A 22986-nucleotide genomic window follows, 5' to 3' on the forward strand; every position below is an offset into this window, starting at 1 on the left:
AATGATTTTTTTCGAAATACTTTTCTGTACATTTGAAAATAAAAGAAAAACCTTTATTTTCGCTCGACCATTCTTGTTGAAGGTAGCTTCCATACATGCTTTTTATTAGCAAAGCTACTCTATGTAATATATTTCATCAAAATTCTACAAACCCCATTGTAACATCAATCGGTTTCCAATTCGGATACAATTTTGTTACAGTTATGTTACATCCCAAGAAAAGGTAAACGAGCTCATGTAATTACTTAACCCGAAGCACTTTTCGGTCAAGTTATACAATCAGCTCGTTTATTAATTACGTTTCTTATTTATGCTCCGCTAACCATTCAGCTACTTTTTTTGCGTCCTCACCTTGAATAAGTCCAGGTGACATTGAGCCGCGACCTTTTTTAATAACTTCTTCGATATCTGCAGCGTCATACTTACCGCCTACTTTTCTTAAATCAGGTCCAGTTGCTCCTGCTAAATCTTTCGCATGACAACCAGCACAACTTCTTTGGAAAATTTGTTCTGCACTATCTGTACTTGCAGACTGATTCGAAGACTTACTCTCTTCTTTATTTCCACATGCTCCTAAAGCAAAAACGACTGATGTCCCTAACGCAATAGCCAACAATTTCTTTTTCACTTCTATCGCTCCCCATTGTTGATATTCTTTTCATTCATAACTAGACAATAATCTTCATAACACATTCAATATTCATTATAAGCATTATCTTTATATAGAAAAACCAAGGTATATTTCATATCTTTCACAAATATAGTGAAAAGCCTAATGAAATAAAGCTTTCACAAATTGTTTCAATTCTGTGAACACCTTAGAAAGTTCTATAAAGAACCTCTTTTTCCAAACAAAATCAGAAAAATCCCATATAAAGTTCTGCTCCATTACCGCTCTGTTTTACTATTTTCTACTTTTTACAAAACAATATACGGCATTATATGCTACATATAATCTCATCAAAAAGAGAAGTTGTCGCCTCCAACTTCTCTTCCTCTTTATTTCATCAATATAAATAAGATAAGCCTCTTTATATCCTCTTGGACCTCAGCATGTGCCAACAATTCTGTTGGCTTTTTCTCTTATTAAATACGAGAACGTAAATACGCATCAATAAACGGATTAATTTCCCCATCCATAACTGCTTGTACGTTACCAACTTCTGTATTTGTACGATGGTCTTTCACAAGAGAATACGGGTGGAATACGTAAGAACGGATTTGGCTGCCCCATCCAATTTCTTTTTGCTCTCCGCGAATCTCATCTAATTGCGCTTGTTGTTCTTCTAGTTTCTTTTGATATAATTTCGCTTTCAGCATTTTCATCGCATGCTCACGGTTTTTAATTTGAGAACGCTCTGACTGACATGTTACAACCGTGTTTGTTGGTAGATGCGTTATACGAACTGCTGAATCTGTCGTATTAACGTGCTGTCCACCTGCACCACTTGCGCGATACGTATCTATTTTCAAATCTTCTGTACGCACTTCAATTTCAACTTCATCATTGAATTCAGGTACAACTTCACAAGATACGAACGATGTATGACGACGACCTGAAGAATCGAACGGTGAAATACGTACAAGACGATGTACACCTTTCTCCGCTTTCAAGTAACCGTAAGCGTTATGACCTTTAATTAATAATGTAACACTCTTAATACCAGCTTCATCGCCCGGTAAGTAGTCAACCGTTTCTACTTTAAACCCACGTTTCTCAGCCCAGCGTGTGTACATACGTAATAACATAGAACCCCAGTCTTGTGACTCTGTTCCACCTGCACCTGGGTGTAATTCTAAAATAGCGTTATTTTTATCATAAGGATCACTTAATAGTAACTGCAGCTCGTACTCATTCATTTCTTGAATTAAAGTTTTCACTTCAGATTCTAATTCCTCATGTAAATCTTCATCATACTCTTCTTTAAGTAGGTCATGCGTCATTTCTAAGTTTTCGAACGTCTCATCTAACTGACGGAACCTTCCAACCATATCTTTCAGCGCATTCGCTTCATTAATTACAGCTTGTGCGCCTTGTTGATCATCCCAAAATCCTGCGCCCATCATCGTTTCTTCTAATTCTGCAATTTGTTTTTCCTTAGTAGGAAGGTCAAAGAGACCCCCTAAAAGCCGCTAATCTCTTAGCCATTTTTTCTAATTCTTGCCTAATTTCTACTAATTCCATTTCCTTCACCTCTATGTAATTGCTGTTACTTTCATATGAAAACAAGGGAAACTCTCTCCGCTTATTACGGAGAGAGTTTAATCCTTTTTATCATACATTTTTGATGTAAAAATTTGCAAAGCAGTCTAAACTACAGTTTCCTATTACTGCCCAATGCCACAACAGTTTTTATATTTCTTGCCACTACCGCATTTACATAAATCGTTGCGTCCCATTTGGTCACCTTTTACAACCGGTTTTTTCTTCGCGTCTTCGCCATCGCTTGATGGATGAACAGCTTCACCTTGAACAACTTCTTGACGCTCTAAGTTTTGCTCAATTTCAGCTTTCATAATGTAACGAGAGATTTCCTCTTCAATAGAAGCGATCATCGACTCGAACATTGCGAATCCTTCCATTTGGTATTCACGAAGTGGATCGATTTGTCCGTAAGCACGTAAATGAATACCTTCACGAAGATGATCCATTGCATCGATATGATCTGTCCATTTCGTATCTACAACACGGAATACAACAACCTTTTCGAATTCACGCGTCTGCTCTTCAGGTAGAAGTTTTTCTCTTTCATTATAACGCTCTAATAATTTCTCGATGATTGATTCGCTCATTTCTTCTGGAGCAAGGCGACGTAACTCTTCTTCTTTTACATCTCCTTCTTCAAGAAGGTTTGTATTTAAGTAATCGACAAGACCTTTAATGTTCCAATCTTCTTCGATTTCTTCTTGCGTATGAAGTGCAACAGCACGTTCTATCGTAGATTTCATCATACCTTCAATAATGCTGCGTAAGTTCTCTGAATCCATTACTTCTTGACGCTGTTTATAAATTACTTCACGTTGTTGACGAAGTACATCGTCGTATTGCAATAGCTGTTTACGTGCATCATAGTTATTTCCTTCTACACGTTTTTGTGCAGATTCTACCGCACGAGAAACCATTTTACTTTCGATTGGCTGTGAATCATCCATGCCAAGACGATCCATCATCGCTTTCATATTGTCAGAACCGAAGCGGCGCATTAGTTCATCTTCCATTGATAAGTAGAACTGTGTTACACCAGGGTCCCCTTGACGACCAGAACGACCACGTAACTGATTATCAATACGACGGCTTTCGTGACGCTCTGTACCGATAACTGCTAGGCCAACGTTTTTAATATCCTCGCCTAACTTAATATCCGTACCACGACCAGCCATATTCGTCGCAATTGTTACAGCGCCTTTCATACCAGCTTCTGCAATGATATCTGCTTCACGCGCATGGTTTTTTGCGTTTAAGATATTATGACGTACACCTTTACGTGTTAACATTTTTGAAATAAGCTCTGACGTTTCAATTGCAACTGTACCAACAAGAATAGGTTGCCCTTGCTTATGACGATTTACAATATCCTCAACAACTGCATTGAATTTACCTTCCATTGATTTGAAGATTAAATCAGCACGGTCATCACGAATAATATCTTTATTCGTTGGAATTACGATAACATTCATATTGTAAATACTACGGAATTCTTCTTCTTCCGTTTTCGCTGTACCAGTCATACCAGATAATTTTTCGTACATACGGAAGTAGTTCTGGAACGTAATTGTTGCAAGCGTCATACTTTCATTTTGAATTTCTACGCCTTCTTTTGCTTCAATAGCTTGGTGTAAACCTTCGCTATAACGACGACCTTTCATAAGACGACCAGTGAATTGGTCTACGATTACGATTTCGCCTTCTTGTACAACATAATCTGTATCACGGTGCATAACAACGTGTGCACGAAGCCCCTGATTAATATGGTGAAGAAGTGCTACATGTTTTAAATCAAATAAGTTTTCAATATGGAAAGCTTTCTCTGCTTTCGTAATACCATCTTCAGTTAACATTACATTTTTCGTTTTCACATCAAATGAATACTCTTTTTCATTTTCTAATGTACGAACGAATGCATTTGCAAACATGTATAGCTCTGTTGATTTTTGAGCTTGTCCAGAAATAATAAGCGGCGTACGTGCTTCATCGACTAAAATAGAATCGACTTCATCGATGATAGCAAAATTAAGTGGACGCTGAACGCACTGCTCTCTATATAACACCATGTTGTCACGTAAGTAATCGAATCCAAGCTCGTTATTTGTGCTATACGTAATATCAGCAGCATAAGCAGCTTGTTTCTCTTCACGTGACATACTATTTAAGTTAATCCCTACAGTTAAGCCAAGGAACTCATGAAGTTCTCCCATTTCACTTGCATCACGTTGTGCTAAGTATTCATTGACTGTAACAACGTGAACACCTTTTCCTGTTAATGCGTTTAAATATACAGGTAAAGTAGATGTTAACGTTTTACCTTCACCTGTTTTCATCTCAGAGATATTTCCTTCATGTAAGGCGATACCACCCATTAGCTGTACGCCATATGGACGCATTCCAAGAACACGAGTTGCTGCTTCACGAACAACCGCAAAAGCTTCAGGAAGTAGATCGTCTACTGTCTCACCTTTTGTTAGACGTTCTTTAAATTCAATCGTCTTTCCTTTTAATTGTTCATCAGTTAGCGGCTTAATAGATGGTTCTAATGCATCAATTTGCTCCACTGTCTTCTGCATACGTTTAATTTGGCGTTGGTTGACATCAAATACCTTTTTTAAAATACCGATCATAGGAAATACGCTCCTCTTTTATTAAAATAAAACTTCCGATTGCTTTCTTTTTCTCTTTACAATCAGTCGTTATAAAAATCAAATTTATGTTATGCCAATTTTTCTCCTAATTAAAAAAACTAAAATGTATAAACCTAATGATAATTGTAACACTTGTCTTATAACTATGACAACAATCGTCCAAATGTCGAGCCGTAGATTCAGAAAAAGTTTTTATTTTATTTTATTTGTTCCAACAAACTAATATCTCTTCGCTTCAAATTTACGTTACAAATTTTGTATTAAATCTAAGTAGTATTCTTTCAAGTTCTCTTTTAAAGAAGATGGCTCAATTATTTTTATAGTTTTACCAAAACTAGCTAGATACGAGATGATAAAGTTGATTTCAGCAGGCTCATAAGTTCCTATTAAATATGTATCTTCGTGTTCTTCCCATAATTTAATCGAAGGATATTGTTGTTGCTTGAATATCTCTATCCCCCTCGCAGTAATTGAGCATTTAAATTGAATAGCTTGTTCAGTTGCATTCCAAAGACTATGTGCGTTATGTATATTTATGTTTTCCAAATCCAGACTATCCTGAGCATCTACTATTTCTAACGACCTAATACGATCACAGCGAAACACTCGGTAAGCCGATTTATCTAAATCGTAAGCCTGGCAATACCAATAACCTTTCATTGCATAAATCGAAATTGGCTGAATACGGCGCATTGTCGATTGCTTCGGCGTTACATAGTTTATATTTAAGGCCTTATTTTGAACAGCAGCTAGCAAAAGTTCCTCTAGATAATCACATTCATGTGCTTGTTCCAAGTGGTAAAAGGTAACTCTCTTTTGCAAGTTTTCAATTTGCTCACGCTGTTTTGACGAAACACTATCTAAAAATTTCTTATTAATGGACTGAAACGATATTTGAAAGGGACTACTTACAAAGCTTCTTAGCGCTTGCATTGCAAAATAAAGTGCAAAAACTTCATGGTTTGTAAATGAAATCGGTGGTAATGTCATCGATTTTATTAAACGATACCCTCCATACCGACCATACTCTGCAAAGAGAGGTGCACCCATTTCCTCTAATGATGCAATATCACGTAACGCTGTCCTTTTTGAAATTTGAAATTCATCCATTAAATCTTTTAATGTGAATATTTGTTTTTGATTGATAAAACGTAGCATCTGATTTAAACGTTCAACTCTTTTCATAAACTCTCCCTATAGGTGCCATATGTTGGCACCTTATATTTGTATAGTAATAAGTGTAAACATATATGAAGGAGGCAATACAATGAACTTTGAAGTAATCCCTTTTCTATCATTAAACGGGCAAGGCGCTAAAGCAATTACATTTTACGAACAATATTTAGGTGCAAAAGTTTTATTTAAAAAGAATTATAAAGAGATGAAAGAAATAGACTCAAATTTCACATATGAAGAAAGCCAAGAACATTATATTACCCATTCCGTTTTACAAATTGGTACTAATAAAATCATGATTGCAGAACAAGCAGTGGATTCCACACGCCCTTGGCAATTAAGTAATAGCTCATCTTTATGTATTCAATCTAAAGATTTCCAAACCATTGAAGCACTCTATCACAATCTAATTAAACATGATGAAGTTTATATTTTAACACCGTTCGAAAAAAACTCATTCAGCCCTGGTTATGCCATTGTTCGAGATCCTTTTGGAATGGTAATACAATTGACCGTAACAAGACATAATTTCTAAATTTCAGTTTCATTGTGAATAGGACCTTTAAATTCCCATCAATATTAGGAAATACGAAAGCAAGAATATACAAAAAAGCGCAGCCATTTCGGCTACGCTTTTGAATGATTATTTTGTTTCGATTAAACCATATTTCCCGTCTTTACGGCCATATACAACATTAGTTTCATTTGTATCCGCATTTGTGAAGACGAAGAAATTATGTCCTAGCATATCCATTTGTAAGATCGCTTCTTCAACGTCCATCGGTTTTAAATCGAATCGTTTTGTACGTACAAGTTCTAATTCATCCTCTTCTACCTCATCCAGAACAGCTACTGCTTCTGGAAGGATAAAGTTAGTTTTAATAGAACCCTTTTCACGTAATTTACGGTTTACTTTTGTTTTATGTTTACGAATTTGTCGCTCAATTTTATCAACTACTAAATCAATCGCAGCGTACATATCGCTATTTGTTTCTTCTGCACGAAGTAATAAATCTGTAAATGGAATTGTTACCTCGATACGTTGCTTGTCAGAGTATACTTTTAAATTAACCTTAATCTCTGGGAATGTATCAAAATAACGCTCTAATTTACTTAGTTTTTTCTCTACATATTCCTTTAATGCTGGAGTTACTTCAATATTTTCACCACGAATGTTGAATTTCATAGATGAATTCCTCCTTTCAAGCCTATGTACTATAATTTCGACATTGGCTTAAAAACTCCTTCTAATTTTTTTAAAAAAATTAGTGGAATTGCGATTTTTTTATCGTTTTTTGTTGAAATGAAAAGATGCATCGTTTCTATCTTTATTTTATCCTATTACCATCGTGAATAACGAATGTAACTGTGGACAATTCGTTACAGAAAAGAAACAACTTTTTGACAACTTCTCCAAAACAAAAAAGCCCTTGTTACGAGCAAGAGCTTTCGCCATCTATATAATGCTGCTAAAAATACAGCTCTATCTTTTCCAAAAACTTAATTTTTACAGTTTCACAACATTAGCTGCTTGTGGTCCACGTGCTCCATCAACAATATCAAACTCCACTTGTTGACCTTCTTCTAACGACTTATACCCATCTTGTTGAATAGCAGAAAAATGAACAAACACATCGTCACCATCTTCACGCTCAATAAACCCAAATCCCTTTTCTGCATTGAACCATTTCACTCGTCCTTGCATGTTCATTCCATTCCCTTCACTCTTAAAATCAGGGCATTCGCCCCATATTCTGACTATAACGAATGACAAGAGTGTTAGTCAAACAAGATCTGTCGTCTTTTTATTATTCCTTTCGACATTCACATATTAACCTCTACAAAGCGTCAAACAAGAAACCTCTCTCGCTCCTCGATCATACAAAAGGCTTCCAACTTGCCTAACAGTAATTCCTGTCGTATACACATCATCCACAATTAAAACATGTTGCTCATGAAACAGCTCTTCTCCCTGAAAATAAAAAGGATTAACTCCCGATATCCTTTCTTTACGCTTCTTCTTACTTTGTTTTTCTGTTTCTATTCTTCTTAATGATGTACAAAACATTTTGATAGGCAAACAAGAAGCTAGTAACTCAGCTTGATTAAAACCACGCTCATATTCTCGCTCTTCACTAAGAGGGACCGGAATGACAGCTGAAACATTCGCAAAATATTTTTGAAAAAGACTTCGAAAAGGCTGATGAAAAATATGCACTAATTCAGCATCTCCTCGAAATTTAAACTGTGCTAATATTTCTTTCATCCCTTCATCATACACATGCAACGAACGATTTATGAGAGGCGGAAACCTCTGCTCGTTCGTCCACCTTATGCAGTCCATGCAAATATCCCCGTTTTTATATTCAGCTGGTACAAGTTCTAAAGGCCGACCACACTCCTTGCAAATATTTCCTATAATATAGGAAAGTTGTTGTTCACATCCATCACATATATACTTTTTATGAAGCTTAACAAAAAAAGTGTACCAACTAATCGCATATGAAATATACTCATCACAAAGTAGACAATGCATCAATCTATCAATCCTTGTTCTTTGGCATTCTTATTCATACTTTGAATATGTTTTTTCGCACGCACCATCGCCTCTGTCTTTCCATAATGAAAATAGATGACATCTCCATGCGGTTCATCAGAGCTTCTACCAGCACGCCCTGCAATTTGAACGAGAGCACTTTCTGAAAATATTTCTTCCTCAGCTCCTAAAACTGCCACTTGTAAATTTTTCACAGTTACTCCTCGTTCCAAAATCGTCGTTGTAACTAATAATGGGATTTCTCCCTTTCGAAAAGCCGCTACCTTTTCTTTTCTCTTCGGATCTTCTGCATGCACACCGTCAATTTGATTGTTTAATGATTTTAATAACTGGCTAATTTCTTCTACATATCGCACATGAGGAACAAATAGAAAAATGGGATATCGTTTAGATAAGTACATATTTAACCATTGTAATAAAGCACGAGGAATTTTTTTACGCATAAGACCCCTTTTCCAATTTCCGCACCACCGAAATGCTGGAACTGGCAACGGATGACGATGATAACGTCCTGAAATAATAACCCCTTTTTGCTTACCATTCCGCAATTTACGCTTCCATTTTTCATCTGGAGTTGCTGTTAAATAAATACGTGCTGCCTCCTCTTTCATCGCTTCATTTACTGCATAATGCAACATCTTATCCGCATGATATGGAAAAGCATCTATCTCATCTACAATCATGACATGGAATGCCCTATAATAACGTAACAATTGATGTGTAGTTGCAACGATTAACGCCGCATCTTTTTCTCGGTCTAAACTCCCTCCGTATAAAGCAGCTACATTTATATTTGGAAACACTTCTTGTAATCTTGGTGCTAATTCAAGTACAACGTCCGTTCTCGGCGTTGCAATACAAACTCTCTCTCCCTTTTGTAGTGCCTCTGCAATTCCGCGAAACAACATTTCTGTTTTTCCAGCCCCGCACACCGCCCAAATAAAAAATGATTCTTTCTGCTTAACAGCGTCAACGACACTTTGCGCAGCTAACTCCTGACCAGCAGACAAAACGCCTTCCCACTGTAACGGATTCAAGTAATTTTCTCCGCTTATTTCAGCAATCCCGCGAACAAGTACAGCACATTCACTTACCCTACCCATCGTTATGCACTTCCGGCAATACGTACATACTTTATTGCACCTTTTACATAGAAATGATGCAAATAGCCGCTGCTCTATATTTCCACAGCGCTGGCACATATATTTTGAAGATTTCTTAATTACCCCTTGTACACAAACGACTTCTCGATTCCTTTTCAAATGATCCAATTTATCCTGCAAATCTGAAGAAAGTTCTTCTAACAGTAACTGTCTACCAGCTAACATCATCAATAGCCACCTCCAGCACTACTATAAATCCTTCTCTTTATCTCGTAAAAACTCAAAAAAGCCGATAACCTACTTATAAAATAGTAAGCTATCGACTTTATACACGTTTTTTATTCAATTATAAATCCTAGAATCTACCGTATCCTAAGAAATGTTTCTGGTTGTAGCTACTACTTAGGCTTGCGTATGCAATCCCTTTATCACCAGCATGAATCATTTGATCGTTACCAACGTAAATACCGATGTGAGATGGACCTGCTTTATAAGTACCTTGGAAGAATACTAGATCTCCAGGTTGTGGGCTACTTACTTTCGAAACTGAGTTCCAGTAACCTGCAACGTCTTGACGACCTACACCAAATACGTAAGAAATGAATCCACTACAGTCAAAACCACCGTTTGATGGAGATGCACTTCCCCAAACATATGGTAAACCTAAGTAGCTTTGTGCTTTACCAATTACGCCAGGAGCCGGAGTTGGACCTGGTGCTGGCTCTGGTTTTTTGTTTTCTTGTTTAGGTGTCTCTTTTTTAGGCTCTTCTTTTTTAGGTTCTTCTTTTTGAGCTTGTCCACCATTGTTTGCCGGTGCAGCTTGTTCTGCAGGTGCTTGTGCTTGTTGAACTTGTGCTTCTTTAGCAGCTTGTTCTGCTTGTTTTTGAGCATCAGCTTCTTGTGCAGCTTTTTCTTGCGCTTCTTTTTCAGCGATTTGTTGTAATTTTAATGCCTGTTGTTCAAGCTCTTTCAATTGACCTTCCGTACTTGTCATTGTAGTTACAACTGTATCCATTTTACCGCTTAAATCGTTTACCGCTGTTGCTTTTTTCTCTTTTTCAGCGTCAAGTTCTTTCTTAGCAGTTTCAATTTGAGATTGTGCTTCTTTTAATTCTTTTTGTTTTTCTTTTACTGTTTCAACATCTTTTTTCACGTTCACTTGATCTTCTTGTTGAGTTTTCATGATATCTTCGTCAGATTCCATAATTTTAGAAACAGAATTTAAACGATCAACTAAATCTGCAACGTTTTTAGAGTTTACAAGAACTTCTGTCACAATGTTCGTATTTGGCTGTTCTTGAAGTGCTACTAAACGTTTTCTTAATAACTCTTCACGTTTTGCAATCTTTGTTTGTAGTTCTGCAATATCTTTATTTTTATTTTCGATTAATTGCTCAGTATCAGAAACTTTTTTTGTTGTTTCATCAAGTTTTGAAGCGTTCTCTTGCACAGACTTATCCAAACCTTGGATTGTTTTGTTTAAGTCATTCATTTGTTTTTGTAATTCATCACGTTCTTGTTGTTGTTTATGTAAAGTATCATTTTGTGTGTTAATTTGTGATTTTACGTCAGAAATTTTATCTTCTGCAAATACATTTGGTGTTAGCCCTGAAAACATTAACCCTGCAACTAGTGCGCAAGATGCCATTTTTAGCTTTTTCATTTTATTTTTTACACCGCTTTCTTTTTTCTTTTTTCGTTTTCCGTATATAACCTATTAAAATTTATACCATAATTCGGGAGTTTTTTTGCTAATGTTACGGTTTTGTAAAATAAATGTAATATTACATTTATCTCTATAGCAAAGTATATCTAAATTTGTATATATATGTAGAATTTCAAGAGCCTTACGTCGTTTTTTATAGAATTGAAAAAAACGTAAGGGATTCCCTTACGTTTTGAAAATACTCCAATATGAATGAGATAGAAACGTTACTTCATCCATTTCTCAGCCCAATTTTGGACCTCATCCATAACACTTTCCAACGCTTTCCCTTTATCAGTTAAACCGTACTCGATTCTAACTGGTACTTCTGGGTAAACACTACGAATTACAATGCCTTCGCCTTCTAATTCCTTTAAACGTTCTGACAACATGCGATCGCTCATATTTGGTATAATATCTGCGATTTCTCTAAAGCGTTTCGGCTCTTCGAGCAAAGATTTAATAATTAAGCCAGTCCATTTCTTACTAAGCATTGTAAAAGCTGACTCAAACTTTGGACATAAACAAGAATTATGCTCCATATGTTTCACCTCTATTCTATTATAAGATAGTTTCTTGTAAAAAGTAAGTAATAAAACTTTCCTCATTGTTTAATTTTACGTACATTTTACCATTTTCAAATATTAACTTGTCAAATTCCTGTAAAATATCCGTAAAAAAACCCTCTTCAAGTAAGAGAGCTTTTATATCTTTATCACTTCGTATACCAACCTAAACCAAGCGCACCTTCACCTAAATGCGTCCCAATTACAGCCCCGAAATAACTCGTGCGAATTGTAACATGAGGGTATATCTCTTCTAATTCTTGTTTCCATTCATTAGCTTCCTCTTCACGATTCGCATGAATAATAACAGCTTCCATAGGCACACCTTTATTTGCCTGCTCATCAAAGATTTCAACGATACGCTTTAACGCTTTTTTACGCGTACGAATTTTTTCGAATGGAATAATTACTTTATCTCTAAAGTATAATACTGGTTTTACTTGTAACAAACTACCGATGAAAGCTTGTGCGCTATTTAATCTTCCACCACGTTGTAAATGATGTAAATCATCCACTACAAAATAAGCATCCATCGTTTGCTTCATTTCATCAAAGCGAGCGATAATCGCTTCTGGGGCTTTCCCTTCACTTACTAATTTCGCCCCTTCACGCACGTAAAATCCTTGTACTTCACAACTAATTTCAGAGTCGTACGTATATACATCAATACCATCTACCATCTGTCCAGCTGTCGTTGCTGTTTGGTATGTACCACTAATTCCACTGGAAAGGTGAATGCTAATAACTGCATCATATTCTTTAGATAACTCTTCATATAACTCTAAAAACTTTCCAATTGCTGGTTGCGAAGTTTTCGGAAGTTCTTCTTGTTCACGCACTTTTATATAAAAATCATTTGCTGAAACTTCAGCCTCTTCTTGATAAGATTCCGTTCCAAACACAACGTTTAATGGTATCATATATATATTGAGTTCGTCACGAATATGCTTCGGTATATATGCTGTACTATCGGTAACAATAGCTGTTTTCATTTTCGTACCTGCCTTATAAAAAATTTTTATCCCCTAATTTTACACGAAAACTAGAAAAGGTGCATCCATACATAAAAATGCCGGTTAGAGACTACAATCACCCGCTCGACAAATTACAACAAAAAGATAAAATACTCACCAAAAATTTCAACATATTTGTAAAAAATGTTTGAATATAAAAACGCTCGCTTTTAAAATGTAAAGTACTAGTCATTTTGAAAGATAGGGGCGTATACCATTGTCATTACAATATTTAACAATTAAAGGCTACGGTGAGCACGAAATTGTCATTCAAAAATCAAGATTCATTTGCTATGTGAGTCGCGCCACAACGGAAGATGAAGCTCAAACATTTATACAAAAAATAAAAAAACAGCATTGGAATGCAACACATAATTGTTCCGCATATTTAATCGGTGAACAAGATCAAATTCAAAAAGCGAACGATGACGGTGAACCGAGCGGCACAGCTGGTGTACCTATGTTAGAGGTATTAAAAAAACGCGGTCTAAAAGATACTGTCGTTGTCGTTACGCGCTATTTTGGCGGCATTAAACTTGGTGCTGGCGGATTAATTCGTGCATATGGAAAATGTACAAGTGAAGGTCTTAACCATGTAGGCGTTGTTGAACGAAAACTAATGCGCGTTATGCAAACAGAAATTGATTACACTTCGCTTGGCAAAGTTGAAAATGAATTACGCAATTCAGAATATGCCATTAAAGATATACATTACCTAGAAAATGTCACATTTGATACGTATGTAGAAGAGGACAAAAAACAACCATTCACAACTTGGATGATTGAATTAACAAACGGGAAATGTACAATTAAAGAAGGAGATATGTTGTACTTAGAACAAGACGTTATCTAAGAATAGCTAACTTATCGCCTTTAAAGATTAATGTAGTGAATTAATTCCCTACAAATGAATAAGGAGATTATATATGGAAGAACGTTATTATCATCTCCAAAATAGCAGAATAAAAAAGAAACGTAGAAGAAAGTTTTTCTTCTTTCTTATTTTCGCATTTTTATTTGGTAGCGTAGGACTTTATATGTTAAATTCCTACACTTCTCTCATGGGGATGTACAGTGGATTTAACCGTGAAAAATCTAAATTACGAGCAGAAGATGTGGAAATCACAAAAAAACCTTTCACAATACTAATTATGGGTATTGAAGATTACGCAACAGATGGTCAAAACGGTCGAACAGATTCACTTATGTTCGCAACAGTTAATCCAAACTCAAAAAAGATTTCACTTATGAGTATCCCACGCGATTCTCGTGTTAAGATTGTTGGCAAAAATAAAGAAGACAAAATTAACGCTGCTCATGCTTACGGTGGAGAAAGGATGACAATTGACACTGTCGAAGGGTTTTTAAAAGTTCCTGTTGATCATTATATTAAAATTGATTTCCAAGGCTTTAAAGGTATCGTTGATGCTGTTGGAGGTATTACAGTTGATGTTCCTTTTGATTTCGAGGAGCGCTCCGATATAGATTATTACAAATTAATTCCATTTAAACAAGGTAAACAAGACTTAAATGGCGAAGAAGCACTCGCTTACGTCCGCATGCGAAAGCAAGATCCTAACGGGGACTATGGTCGAGCTGCGAGACAAAGGCAAGTACTGGCGGCTGTTGCCCAAAAGTTAAATTCTGCTTCAACCGTATTTAAAATTAAAGATTTAACAGCGGTAGTTGGGAAATATATAAAAACCGATATTCCTATTTCAGACGGACTTGCTCTTTACAATAAAATCTCTGGATTCGATCCTTCTACAATACAAACGTTAAAAATTGAAGGAGAAGACAGAAAAATTGGCGGTATTTATTACTTCCTTCCAGATCCAATCAGTGTAGAGACTGTACGTAACGAAATTGAAAAGGAAATAGGAGAAAAAGCAAGAGTCTCAACAGAAACTACAAAAAGTGAGAATACAAATTCCGATTCAAATTCTAACTCCAGCGCAAAAGCAAAGAAGGAACCGAGTGAGAACAAAACACCACCTCCTCCTCCCCCTTCTACAAATGCTCATGCAGAGTGGATTATGAGGAATCATGAATAAAAAAAGAGCCAAATCGTATACGATTTGGCTCTTTTTATTTCCCGCAATTGTTGTGGGCTAATAATAAATGGAAGATGAAAACCCCATTTATTAAAGTTTCACTCTACTTGTTGAAGTGTTGTAAAATCGCTTCTACAATACGCTCTGATGCACGACCATCGCCGTAAGGGTTAGATGCTTTCGTCATCTTATCATGAGCTTCTTTATCAGATAACAACTCATCAGCAAGACCAAAGATTGTCTCTTCATCTGTTCCTGCTAATTTCAGCGTACCTGCTTCGATACCTTCTGGGCGTTCCGTCGTATCACGAAGGACAAGAACTGGCACACCTAGTGATGGTGCTTCCTCTTGTACACCACCAGAATCAGTTAACATTAAGTATGAACGAGCTGCAACGTTATGGAAATCGATTACATCTAGCGGCTCAATTAAATGAATGCGGCTATGCTCGCCTAAAATATCATTCGCTATTTCGCGAACAACAGGATTCATATGAACAGGGTATACAACTTGTACATCTTCGTGCTTATCAACAAGACGCTTAATTGCACGGAACATATTGCGCATTGGTTCTCCTAAATTTTCACGACGGTGTGCTGTCATAAGTACAAGACGATCATTTCCAAGTTTCTCTAACACCGAATGGCTATAAGTTTCTTTTACAGTTGTCTTCAGTGCATCGATCGCTGTATTTCCTGTTACGAAAATACGTGACTCATCTTTATTTTCTTTTTGTAAGTTCGTTGCTGATTTTGTTGTAGGTGAGAAATGAAGATCCGCCATTACACCTGTTAGTTGGCGATTCATCTCTTCTGGATATGGAGAATACTTATCCCATGTACGAAGTCCTGCTTCAACATGTCCTACTGGAATTTGATTATAGAAAGCAGCTAAGCTTGCAATAAATGTCGTCGTTGTATCACCGTGCACAAGTACGATATCCGGCTTCGCTTCTTTCATTACTTTATCTAAACCTTCTAAACCACGTGTTGTAATATCAATTAACGTTTGACGATCTTTCATGATATTCAAATCGAAATCCGGCGTAATTCCAAAGATATTTAATACTTGATCTAACATTTGACGGTGTTGTGCTGTTACAGTCACAATCGATTCAATCTTCTCTGGGTGTTTTTGCAACTCTAATACAAGAGGTGCCATTTTAATTGCTTCTGGTCGTGTCCCGAAAATTGTCATTACTTTTAAACGTTCAGTCATTTCATTGCCTCTTTTCTTTCACTAGTTAAAACTTCTATTATCGCATATAAAAATATGCATGTGAAAATACATTTTTTAACGCGCCTGAGAAACATTACTATTACAGACGTCTTTTCGCCCAACTGAGTAATAATTTAATCCATACTTCCCGGCATCCTCATTAGTATAACAATTTCTCCCATCAAATAGAATAGGTTCCCTCATAAGCTGCGCATACTTTTCTAGCGGATAATTTCGAATTGATTCCCATTCTGTTACGATAAAAACTGCATGCGCCTCTCTAATCGATTCATCTATACACTCAGCGTATCGTATCGTATTTCCAAATAAACCTCTTACATTTTGAATGGCTTGTGGGTCATATAAAACCACATTCGCACCTATATTAATTAATTCTTCTATTATAATAATAGATGGCGCTTCCCTAATATCGTCAGTATTCGGTTTGAATGCTGCACCAAGAACCGCAATTCGCTTCTTCTTCATATCTATAATTTTCTTCGCTTTTTCAACTAACAACAACTGTTGTTTATTATTCACTTCAATGACTGCTTTCAACAAGCGAAAATCATGAGAAACATTCCCTGCAATTTGCACAAGTGCTTTCGTATCTTTTGGAAAACAAGATCCTCCATATCCGATGCCTGCATTTAAAAAAGATGCACCAATTCTCTTATCCATCCCCATCCCTGTAGCTACATCTACTATATCTGCACCCACTTGCTCACATATATTAGAAATTTCATTAATAAAACTAATCTTCGTGGCTAAAAAAGCATTAGATGCATATTTAATCATCTCAGCACTTCGAATATCTGTAATATACGTTTTTAAGCTTAATTTACTGTACAAATTCTCTACTTTCCTTGCCGCTTCTTCACTACATGATCCAATTACGATACGATCACCCTGAAAAAAATCATAAATACCAGAACCTTCCCTTAAAAATTCTGGATTCGATACAATATATAATTCATGTCTACCTTGTAGTTTCTCCTCAATCCATTTTCTCATTACATCATTTGTCCCTACAGGAACCGTACTTTTCGTAACAACAATAATATCGTTATTCACATATGTTCCAATATCATCACAAGCACTACGAATATACGTTAAATCTGCTGTTCCATCTAATAAAGATGGCGTTCCAACTGCAATAAATATAAACTCTACATCATTAAATGCCGTTGATTTACTTGCTGTAAAAGTTAAATGATTATTTTCGTATGCTTCATTTATTAATTCATTTAATCCACATTCATAAATAGGTAACTTGCCTTGTTTAATCCGTTCAATTTTTTCACTATTTATATCGAAACATGTGACTGAATGTCCCAATCTCGCCAATCCTACTCCTGTAATCAATCCAACATATCCGGTACCTATTATCGTAATTTTCATTTTCCTTTCGCACAGGAATATACATAAGAAAATATACGAATACATAGAATTCCCCTGTGCTTCCCCCTCTCACACTAAGAATGAGAAAACTCTTTCACTTCTTTATTATATGAATTGTTTTTTTATTATTTTTTAAGATTTTGTAAAGTTAAATGATGCAATATATACAAAATGTAAATTCCCACAATTTAACACGGAACTTACTCATTTTTACGTGCAACACTTATAATACTGAAACAAAAGTCATCGCTATATGAGAGGAAAGTACAATGTCATATTACAAGCCACAATATGAGATCAACCTTCTCAAAGGACACAACATTCCATATCCAATTGTCATATATTCTATTCACTCCCCTTTACAGCCAAAAGAAAAAAAGATTGAATTCTAATCTTTTTGTGATACCATATGTTATGAGCCTGTAAATAAACATCATAATTTTTAGATAAATACGATTGAAAAAATTACGTTAAACTATAAAGGGTGGGGTATTAATGGACTCACAAGTGATTTATGCCATTTTGGCATCTTTCATCACTGTACTCGTCGTTACTCCTTTAGTTATTAAATTAGCTTTCAAAATAGGAGCAACAGATAAGCCAAACGCGCGTAAAGTACACCAAAAAATTATGCCTCGTCTTGGCGGGTTAGCAATTTTCATTGGTGTAGCTGTAGGATTTGTTGTCGGTGGATTATACGAACAAAGAATGCTATCGATAACTTTAGGTGCTATCATCATTGTTATCATCGGGATTTTAGATGATATGTACGAACTATCTGCGAGGGTAAAATTCGGTGGACAACTATTAGTTGCCATCATGATTGTCAAAAGTGGATTATTAGTGCAAGTATTATATATTCCAATCCTTGGAGATACTGAACTCGGGTGGCTTGCTTATCCAATTACAGTATTTTGGATTGTCGGTATTACAAATGCCATCAACTTAATTGATGGATTAGATGGATTATCCGCAGGGATTTCATCTATCGTACTTGCAACGCTAGCATATATGGCCTTCACTAGCCCATGGGGTACTGGAGCAGCTATTATATTACCTCTAGCACTGATTACATTAGCAAGTACAATTGGATTTTTATTCTACAACTTCCATCCAGCAAAAATTTTCATGGGAGATACAGGAGCACTATTTTTAGGATACTGTATTTCTGTTATATCGTTACTTGGATTATACAAAAGCGTAACGTTATTCAGCTTTATCGTTCCAATTATTATTTTAGGTGTACCTATATTTGATACGACGTTTGCAATTATCCGCCGTATCGTAAATAAAAAGCCTATCTCAGCACCAGATAAGTCGCATTTACATCACCGTTTACTTGCAATGGGATTCTCTCATCGTAAAACGGTACTAATTATTTACGCATTTGGTATATTCTTTAGTGTAAATGCAATCATTTTCACTAGTGCGACATTATGGTTATCCATTATTCTTCTTTTCGTTTTAATCTTCTTTACAGAAATCATTGCTGAAGTAATCGGTCTTGTACACGAACGTTACAAACCAATTATTTCCTTCTATAAAAAAGTGAAAAAACGCGAAGACTAATTGTAGTATAGCCTTTACTATTATGAAATATTCAAATAGCATCCTCTTTTCATAAGAGGATGCTATTTTTTATTTTTTAATCCTTATTCCTCATTTCCAAAATATAGATTGTTTGAGAGTGCCTCTATTGGAGAAAGATATACGTATAACGAAAAAAGTATCAAATTTTCATTTTTACATCTTGATTGTCAAACTGAGGGTGAATGTTATGATCAAGCGATTACTTCAATGTATAATTTTATTTTTAACTATTACTATGTACGCATCATCGAATACAAAAGCAACTACAGACATTCAAGTAAAAGATTACGAAAGCACTCAAACTACCTCTCCTACAACAAAAATTGCGTACTTAACATTTGATGACGGACCAAATAAATACACACCACAAATTTTAAATATTTTAAAAGAGAAGAACGGAAAAGCAACTTTCTTCGTTATTGGCGGAAAGGTGCCACATTATAAAAAAACGATGGAACGATTGATTAAAGATGGACATTATATCGGTCTCCATAGTATGTCACATGATGTAAAACGTCTTTATACTGGCGATCCATCTGTTTTAATTGCAGAAATGGAGCAAACCCAAAACATTGTCCAGCAAGTTACACATTTAAATACACATCTCGTTCGTGTCCCATACGGTAGCATGCCTTACTTAAAAAAGAATTACCGTGATGCACTCGTATCTGCCCAATATAAAATGTGGGATTGGACAATTGATACATATGACTGGAAAAGCTATGATAATCCTTCCGCAATACTAGAAAGAGTACGAAATCAAAGCGATGAACAAGTAGAGGTTATTTTAATGCATGATTCTAGTGTCACAGTGCAAATACTCCCAAAAGTAATTGATTATTTGCACTCACAAGGATATAAACTACTTCCCTACAATCCATCTTCCCATCTCGAAGTGAATTTTTGGAAAGACACAAGATTGTAACAGCTTTAGTGCCTATGTACTAAAGCTGTTTTATTTTTCTCTTCCCACACTTCCCGTTTTTGTGTAAAATTCTAAATAGTGATGAAGTTTCGAGGTGAATAGAAATGAAACGAATAGATCTCATTTTTAACGCAATACAAAAAGGGAATTATACAGAAGGTGTAACAGCATCAGAACTCGCTACACTTCTACAGTTAGACCGTGCAAATGTTAGTAGCGATTTAAACAAGCTTGTGAAAGATAATCGTTTATTAAAAACGATTACACGCCCTGTCCGTTTTTATATAGAAACGAACACTTCATTGGAAACGCATTCAACAAAGGGCACTTCATTAGATACATTTGCTATTGAAAATACAAGCCTAAAAATTGCAATTGAAAAAGCAAAAGCTTCTATTCTCTATCCTCCAAACGGTATGCATACTTTACTACTTGGAGAAACAGGTGTCGGAAAATCGATGTTCGCTTCTTTAATGCACGAATACGCAATTGAAGTGGAACAACTTCCAAAAGATGCACCTTTTATCGTCTTTAACTGTGCTGATTATGCAAACAATCCACAACTACTACTTGGACAGTTATTTGGGATAAAAAAAGGAGCTTACACAGGTGCCAGTGATCAAAAAGGGTTAATTGAAAAAGCACATGAAGGAATCCTTTTCTTAGATGAAGTACATCGCCTTCCTCCAGAAGGACAAGAGATGCTCTTCACATTTATTGATCGCGGAGTATACCGCCGCCTTGGAGAAACGGAAAATGAACGTAAGGCACGAGTGTTGATTATTACTGCAACAACCGAAGAACCAAATTCATTTTTATTAAAAACATTTACAAGACGTATTCCGATGACCGTTACGCTTCCACCACTTCGTGAGCGAACACATAAAGAACGGTTTGCTTTACTACAGCTGTTTTTCACAAATGAAGCAATTCGTCTAAGGAAAGAGATTCATGTTAGTCCAAATACAATGCGTGCTTTCGTCTTTTACAATTGTCCAAATAACATCGGTCAATTGAAAACGGACGTACAAATTGCCTGTGCGAAAGCTTATTCTGATTTCGTGACAAAAAAACGTGATTCTGTCTGTGTTTCAAGTACAGATTTACCTTGGTATATGAAAGAGGGATTATTTATTGAAAGAAAGAGCCGTCATCTATATCAAATACCAAATGAAACATTTGTATTTACAGGTGATGAAGGTTGGAGTAAACATATAATAAAACCCGAAGGAAGTCGCTCTTCTATTTACGATTATATTGATTATAAATATGAAGAACTTCAAGCACGCGGCATTGAAGAGGAAGAATTAGAATTACTAATAGAAAATGATATTCAAAGCTTTTTCGTCCAATACTTTAACCAAATATCTAAAAAAACAAGTCATGAAAATGTTTTTAAAATTGTGGATCGTAATATCGTTTCCGTATGTGAAAAAATTGCGGAACTAGCTGAAAAATATTTATCTAAAACTTTCGATGAAAAAGTGTTTCTCGCTTTAAGTTTACATGTACAGACAACTCTACAACGTTTACAGGGCGGGAAACAAATTCACCACCCACAATTAAATCAAATTCGTACGAAATATAAAGAAGCTTTTTCCGTAGCTATGCAATGTATTCAGCTATTAGAAGAAGAATTACAAATAACAATGCCTATTGATGAAGCTGGCTTTTTAACAATGTTCTTCGTTGTTGATCCAATTCCTGCCTCACAAACAGAAGTAAAAGTATTAATATTAGCACACGGTAATGGCATCGCAACAGAAATGGCAAACGTTGTAAACGAACTTCTCGGTATCGATGAAGTAACTGGTATCGATATGCCCTTGCATGAATCACCAAAAGACTTCTTAGAGCGTGTTAAAGTGTATATGAAAACACTTCAAAATGTAAACGGGCTTCTCTTACTTGTTGATATGGGATCTCTCGCTTATATTGGTGATATATTAGAAACTGAATTCCAAATCCCTGTCCGTGTTCTTTCAATGACGAGTACACCACACGCACTAGAAGCAGCTCGAAAAGCTCAGCTTGGCTACTCATTAAATGCACTATACGAAACAGTGAAGAACTTAACGCCGTTCTATTTAAACGTACAGGAAGAAAAGAAAAAGCCACTATCGCCAATGAAATCCGTGATTTTAACAGCTTGTTTAACTGGCGAAGGAAGTGCTTTAGCAATTCAAAAAATGTTAGAGAACTATTTACGCTTTGATAAAGACTTAATTGAAATTATTCCGATTAGCATCGTCCATGAAAAAGATTTAACGAAAATGATCGAGAACATAAAAAAAGAGCGTAATATCATTTGTATCGTCACGAATTTCGATGTGCAAATACCTTGCTTAACATATCATTTCCAAGACATTGTGAACTACACAGCTATTCAACCAATTCAAGAATTGATTACGTATGAAGAAACATATGCAAAAATGGCTGATATTCTTGAACAACAAATGCAGCGTAACGATGGGGCATTACTTATTAAAACGATTCGTTATGCATTAAATACAATTCAGGAATTGATTTCTTTACAGCTAACTCCCGACAGTTTAATGGGTGTGATTTTGCATATGAGCTGCATGGTTGACCGTCTTCAAAAAGGCGAAAGTCTCCTCCCTCATCCTGATAAAGAGAAACGAAGACAAGATGAGTACTGGATGTATATGAAAGTGAAAAAAGCATTGCAACCTATCGAAAATACATTTGAAATACAAATACCAGATGACGAAGTATTTTATGTAATGGACTTCTTCATCAAAAATCAACCTGTAAAAAGTTAAACTAGGTAATAGTGTAGCTTCTCTTTTCGAGTAGTAC

At 35.8% G+C, this 22986-nt stretch carries 19 protein-coding genes; 6 read left to right on the plus strand and 13 right to left on the minus strand.

Annotated elements, in window-relative coordinates; all coding sequences use genetic code 11:
• Window positions 1-304: 304 nt before the first annotated feature.
• The 4 genes from cccB to CQZ94_RS12455 form a co-directional block, all read right to left on the minus strand.
• Window positions 305-628, minus strand: a complete 324-nt coding sequence (gene cccB, locus CQZ94_RS12435) for a cytochrome c551 (RefSeq protein ID WP_105585625.1) — start codon at window positions 626-628, stop codon at window positions 305-307.
• 458 nt (window positions 629-1086) lie between these two features.
• A protein-coding gene (gene prfB / locus CQZ94_RS12445; protein WP_098988193.1) for a peptide chain release factor 2 occupies window positions 1087-2185 on the minus strand; the annotation gives its coding sequence in 2 pieces (ribosomal slippage) (window positions 1087-2112 and window positions 2114-2185; 1098 coding nt in all).
• 143 nt (window positions 2186-2328) lie between these two features.
• A complete protein-coding gene (gene secA, locus CQZ94_RS12450) occupies window positions 2329-4836 on the minus strand; it encodes a preprotein translocase subunit SecA (protein WP_105585627.1) in 2508 nt (835 codons plus the stop codon).
• A 267-nt stretch (window positions 4837-5103) separates the two neighbouring features.
• Window positions 5104-6042 carry a helix-turn-helix transcriptional regulator gene (locus tag CQZ94_RS12455; protein ID WP_105585628.1) on the minus strand — a complete coding sequence of 313 codons (939 nt, stop codon included), beginning with the start codon at window positions 6040-6042 and terminating at the stop codon, window positions 5104-5106.
• An 82-nt stretch (window positions 6043-6124) separates the two neighbouring features.
• On the opposite strand from CQZ94_RS12455, the gene CQZ94_RS12460 reads away from it, so the two are divergent.
• On the plus strand, window positions 6125-6568 hold the full coding sequence (locus CQZ94_RS12460; protein ID WP_105585629.1) for a VOC family protein: 444 nt from the start codon (window positions 6125-6127) through the stop codon (window positions 6566-6568).
• 108 nt (window positions 6569-6676) lie between these two features.
• Here the strand turns inward: CQZ94_RS12460 and hpf are convergent, their stop codons facing one another.
• The 7 genes from hpf to CQZ94_RS12495 form a co-directional block, all read right to left on the minus strand.
• On the minus strand, window positions 6677-7219 hold the full coding sequence (hpf, locus tag CQZ94_RS12465) for a ribosome hibernation-promoting factor, HPF/YfiA family (RefSeq protein WP_105585630.1): 543 nt from the start codon (window positions 7217-7219) through the stop codon (window positions 6677-6679).
• A 321-nt stretch (window positions 7220-7540) separates the two neighbouring features.
• A complete protein-coding gene (gene cspC / locus CQZ94_RS12470; RefSeq protein ID WP_001990088.1) occupies window positions 7541-7738 on the minus strand; it encodes a cold shock protein CspC in 198 nt (65 codons plus the stop codon).
• A gap of 126 nt (window positions 7739-7864) precedes the next feature.
• A complete protein-coding gene (locus tag CQZ94_RS12475) occupies window positions 7865-8569 on the minus strand; it encodes a ComFC family protein (RefSeq protein WP_105585631.1) in 705 nt (234 codons plus the stop codon).
• Complete coding sequence (gene comFA / locus CQZ94_RS12480) at window positions 8569-9918, minus strand: ATP-dependent helicase ComFA (protein ID WP_105585687.1); 1350 nt, start codon at window positions 9916-9918, stop codon at window positions 8569-8571. Before comFA ends, CQZ94_RS12475 begins: the two co-directional genes overlap by 1 nt.
• 130 nt (window positions 9919-10048) lie before the next feature.
• Window positions 10049-11356 (minus strand): C40 family peptidase, encoded by a 1308-nt coding sequence (locus tag CQZ94_RS12485; protein WP_105585632.1) that lies wholly within the window; start codon window positions 11354-11356, stop codon window positions 10049-10051.
• 269 nt (window positions 11357-11625) lie between these two features.
• Window positions 11626-11940 carry a winged helix-turn-helix transcriptional regulator gene (locus tag CQZ94_RS12490; RefSeq protein ID WP_070145482.1) on the minus strand — a complete coding sequence of 105 codons (315 nt, stop codon included), beginning with the start codon at window positions 11938-11940 and terminating at the stop codon, window positions 11626-11628.
• 173 nt (window positions 11941-12113) lie between these two features.
• On the minus strand, window positions 12114-12956 hold the full coding sequence (locus CQZ94_RS12495) for a DegV family protein (RefSeq protein WP_105585633.1): 843 nt from the start codon (window positions 12954-12956) through the stop codon (window positions 12114-12116).
• A gap of 238 nt (window positions 12957-13194) precedes the next feature.
• On the opposite strand from CQZ94_RS12495, the gene CQZ94_RS12500 reads away from it, so the two are divergent.
• Complete coding sequence (locus CQZ94_RS12500) at window positions 13195-13830, plus strand: YigZ family protein (protein ID WP_105585634.1); 636 nt, start codon at window positions 13195-13197, stop codon at window positions 13828-13830.
• A gap of 73 nt (window positions 13831-13903) precedes the next feature.
• A complete protein-coding gene (locus CQZ94_RS12505) occupies window positions 13904-15031 on the plus strand; it encodes an LCP family protein (RefSeq protein ID WP_105585635.1) in 1128 nt (375 codons plus the stop codon).
• A gap of 103 nt (window positions 15032-15134) precedes the next feature.
• Here the strand turns inward: CQZ94_RS12505 and wecB are convergent, their stop codons facing one another.
• Both wecB and CQZ94_RS12515 read right to left on the minus strand, forming a co-directional pair.
• Window positions 15135-16250 (minus strand): non-hydrolyzing UDP-N-acetylglucosamine 2-epimerase, encoded by a 1116-nt coding sequence (wecB, locus tag CQZ94_RS12510; RefSeq protein ID WP_002112886.1) that lies wholly within the window; start codon window positions 16248-16250, stop codon window positions 15135-15137.
• Between the two features lie 75 nt (window positions 16251-16325).
• Window positions 16326-17696 carry a UDP-glucose dehydrogenase family protein gene (locus CQZ94_RS12515; protein ID WP_105585636.1) on the minus strand — a complete coding sequence of 457 codons (1371 nt, stop codon included), beginning with the start codon at window positions 17694-17696 and terminating at the stop codon, window positions 16326-16328.
• Window positions 17697-18146: 450 nt separating this feature from the next.
• Here CQZ94_RS12515 and CQZ94_RS12520 point away from each other — a divergent pair, with 450 nt between their 5' ends.
• The 3 genes from CQZ94_RS12520 to CQZ94_RS12530 all read left to right on the plus strand — a co-directional run bounded on the left by CQZ94_RS12520 (window position 18147) and on the right by CQZ94_RS12530 (window position 22949).
• The gene (locus CQZ94_RS12520; RefSeq protein WP_105585637.1) at window positions 18147-19220 is read left to right on the plus strand and encodes a glycosyltransferase family 4 protein; all 1074 of its coding nucleotides are present in this window, start codon (window positions 18147-18149) and stop codon (window positions 19218-19220) included.
• A gap of 208 nt (window positions 19221-19428) precedes the next feature.
• Window positions 19429-20166 (plus strand): polysaccharide deacetylase family protein, encoded by a 738-nt coding sequence (locus tag CQZ94_RS12525; RefSeq protein WP_105585638.1) that lies wholly within the window; start codon window positions 19429-19431, stop codon window positions 20164-20166.
• A gap of 104 nt (window positions 20167-20270) precedes the next feature.
• Entirely contained in the window at window positions 20271-22949 is a 2679-nt protein-coding gene (locus CQZ94_RS12530) for a sigma-54-dependent transcriptional regulator (RefSeq protein WP_105585639.1), read from the plus strand.
• Window positions 22950-22986: the final 37 nt, after the last annotated feature.

The organism is Bacillus sp. MYb209, assembly GCF_002975175.1.
In the GTDB taxonomy this organism is placed as follows: domain Bacteria; phylum Bacillota; class Bacilli; order Bacillales; family Bacillaceae_G; genus Bacillus_A.

Bases quoted from the DNA above. Each gene is read 5' to 3' on its own strand.
- secA (WP_105585627.1), bottom strand. From the start codon at position 4,836: ATGATCGGTATTTTAAAAAAGGTATTTGATGTCAACCAACGCCAAATT.
- CQZ94_RS12455 (WP_105585628.1), bottom strand. From the start codon at position 6,042: ATGAAAAGAGTTGAACGTTTAAATCAGATGCTACGTTTTATCAATCAA.
- CQZ94_RS12460 (WP_105585629.1), top strand. From the start codon at position 6,125: ATGAACTTTGAAGTAATCCCTTTTCTATCATTAAACGGGCAAGGCGCT.
- hpf (WP_105585630.1), bottom strand. From the start codon at position 7,219: ATGAAATTCAACATTCGTGGTGAAAATATTGAAGTAACTCCAGCATTA.
- cspC (WP_001990088.1), bottom strand. From the start codon at position 7,738: ATGCAAGGACGAGTGAAATGGTTCAATGCAGAAAAGGGATTTGGGTTT.
- CQZ94_RS12475 (WP_105585631.1), bottom strand. From the start codon at position 8,569: ATGCATTGTCTACTTTGTGATGAGTATATTTCATATGCGATTAGTTGG.
- comFA (WP_105585687.1), bottom strand. From the start codon at position 9,918: ATGTTAGCTGGTAGACAGTTACTGTTAGAAGAACTTTCTTCAGATTTG.
- CQZ94_RS12485 (WP_105585632.1), bottom strand. From the start codon at position 11,356: ATGAAAAAGCTAAAAATGGCATCTTGCGCACTAGTTGCAGGGTTAATG.
- CQZ94_RS12490 (WP_070145482.1), bottom strand. From the start codon at position 11,940: ATGGAGCATAATTCTTGTTTATGTCCAAAGTTTGAGTCAGCTTTTACA.
- CQZ94_RS12495 (WP_105585633.1), bottom strand. From the start codon at position 12,956: ATGAAAACAGCTATTGTTACCGATAGTACAGCATATATACCGAAGCAT.
- CQZ94_RS12505 (WP_105585635.1), top strand. From the start codon at position 13,904: ATGGAAGAACGTTATTATCATCTCCAAAATAGCAGAATAAAAAAGAAA.
- wecB (WP_002112886.1), bottom strand. From the start codon at position 16,250: ATGACTGAACGTTTAAAAGTAATGACAATTTTCGGGACACGACCAGAA.
- CQZ94_RS12515 (WP_105585636.1), bottom strand. From the start codon at position 17,696: ATGTATTCGTATATTTTCTTATGTATATTCCTGTGCGAAAGGAAAATG.
- CQZ94_RS12520 (WP_105585637.1), top strand. From the start codon at position 18,147: ATGGACTCACAAGTGATTTATGCCATTTTGGCATCTTTCATCACTGTA.
- CQZ94_RS12525 (WP_105585638.1), top strand. From the start codon at position 19,429: ATGATCAAGCGATTACTTCAATGTATAATTTTATTTTTAACTATTACT.
- CQZ94_RS12530 (WP_105585639.1), top strand. From the start codon at position 20,271: ATGAAACGAATAGATCTCATTTTTAACGCAATACAAAAAGGGAATTAT.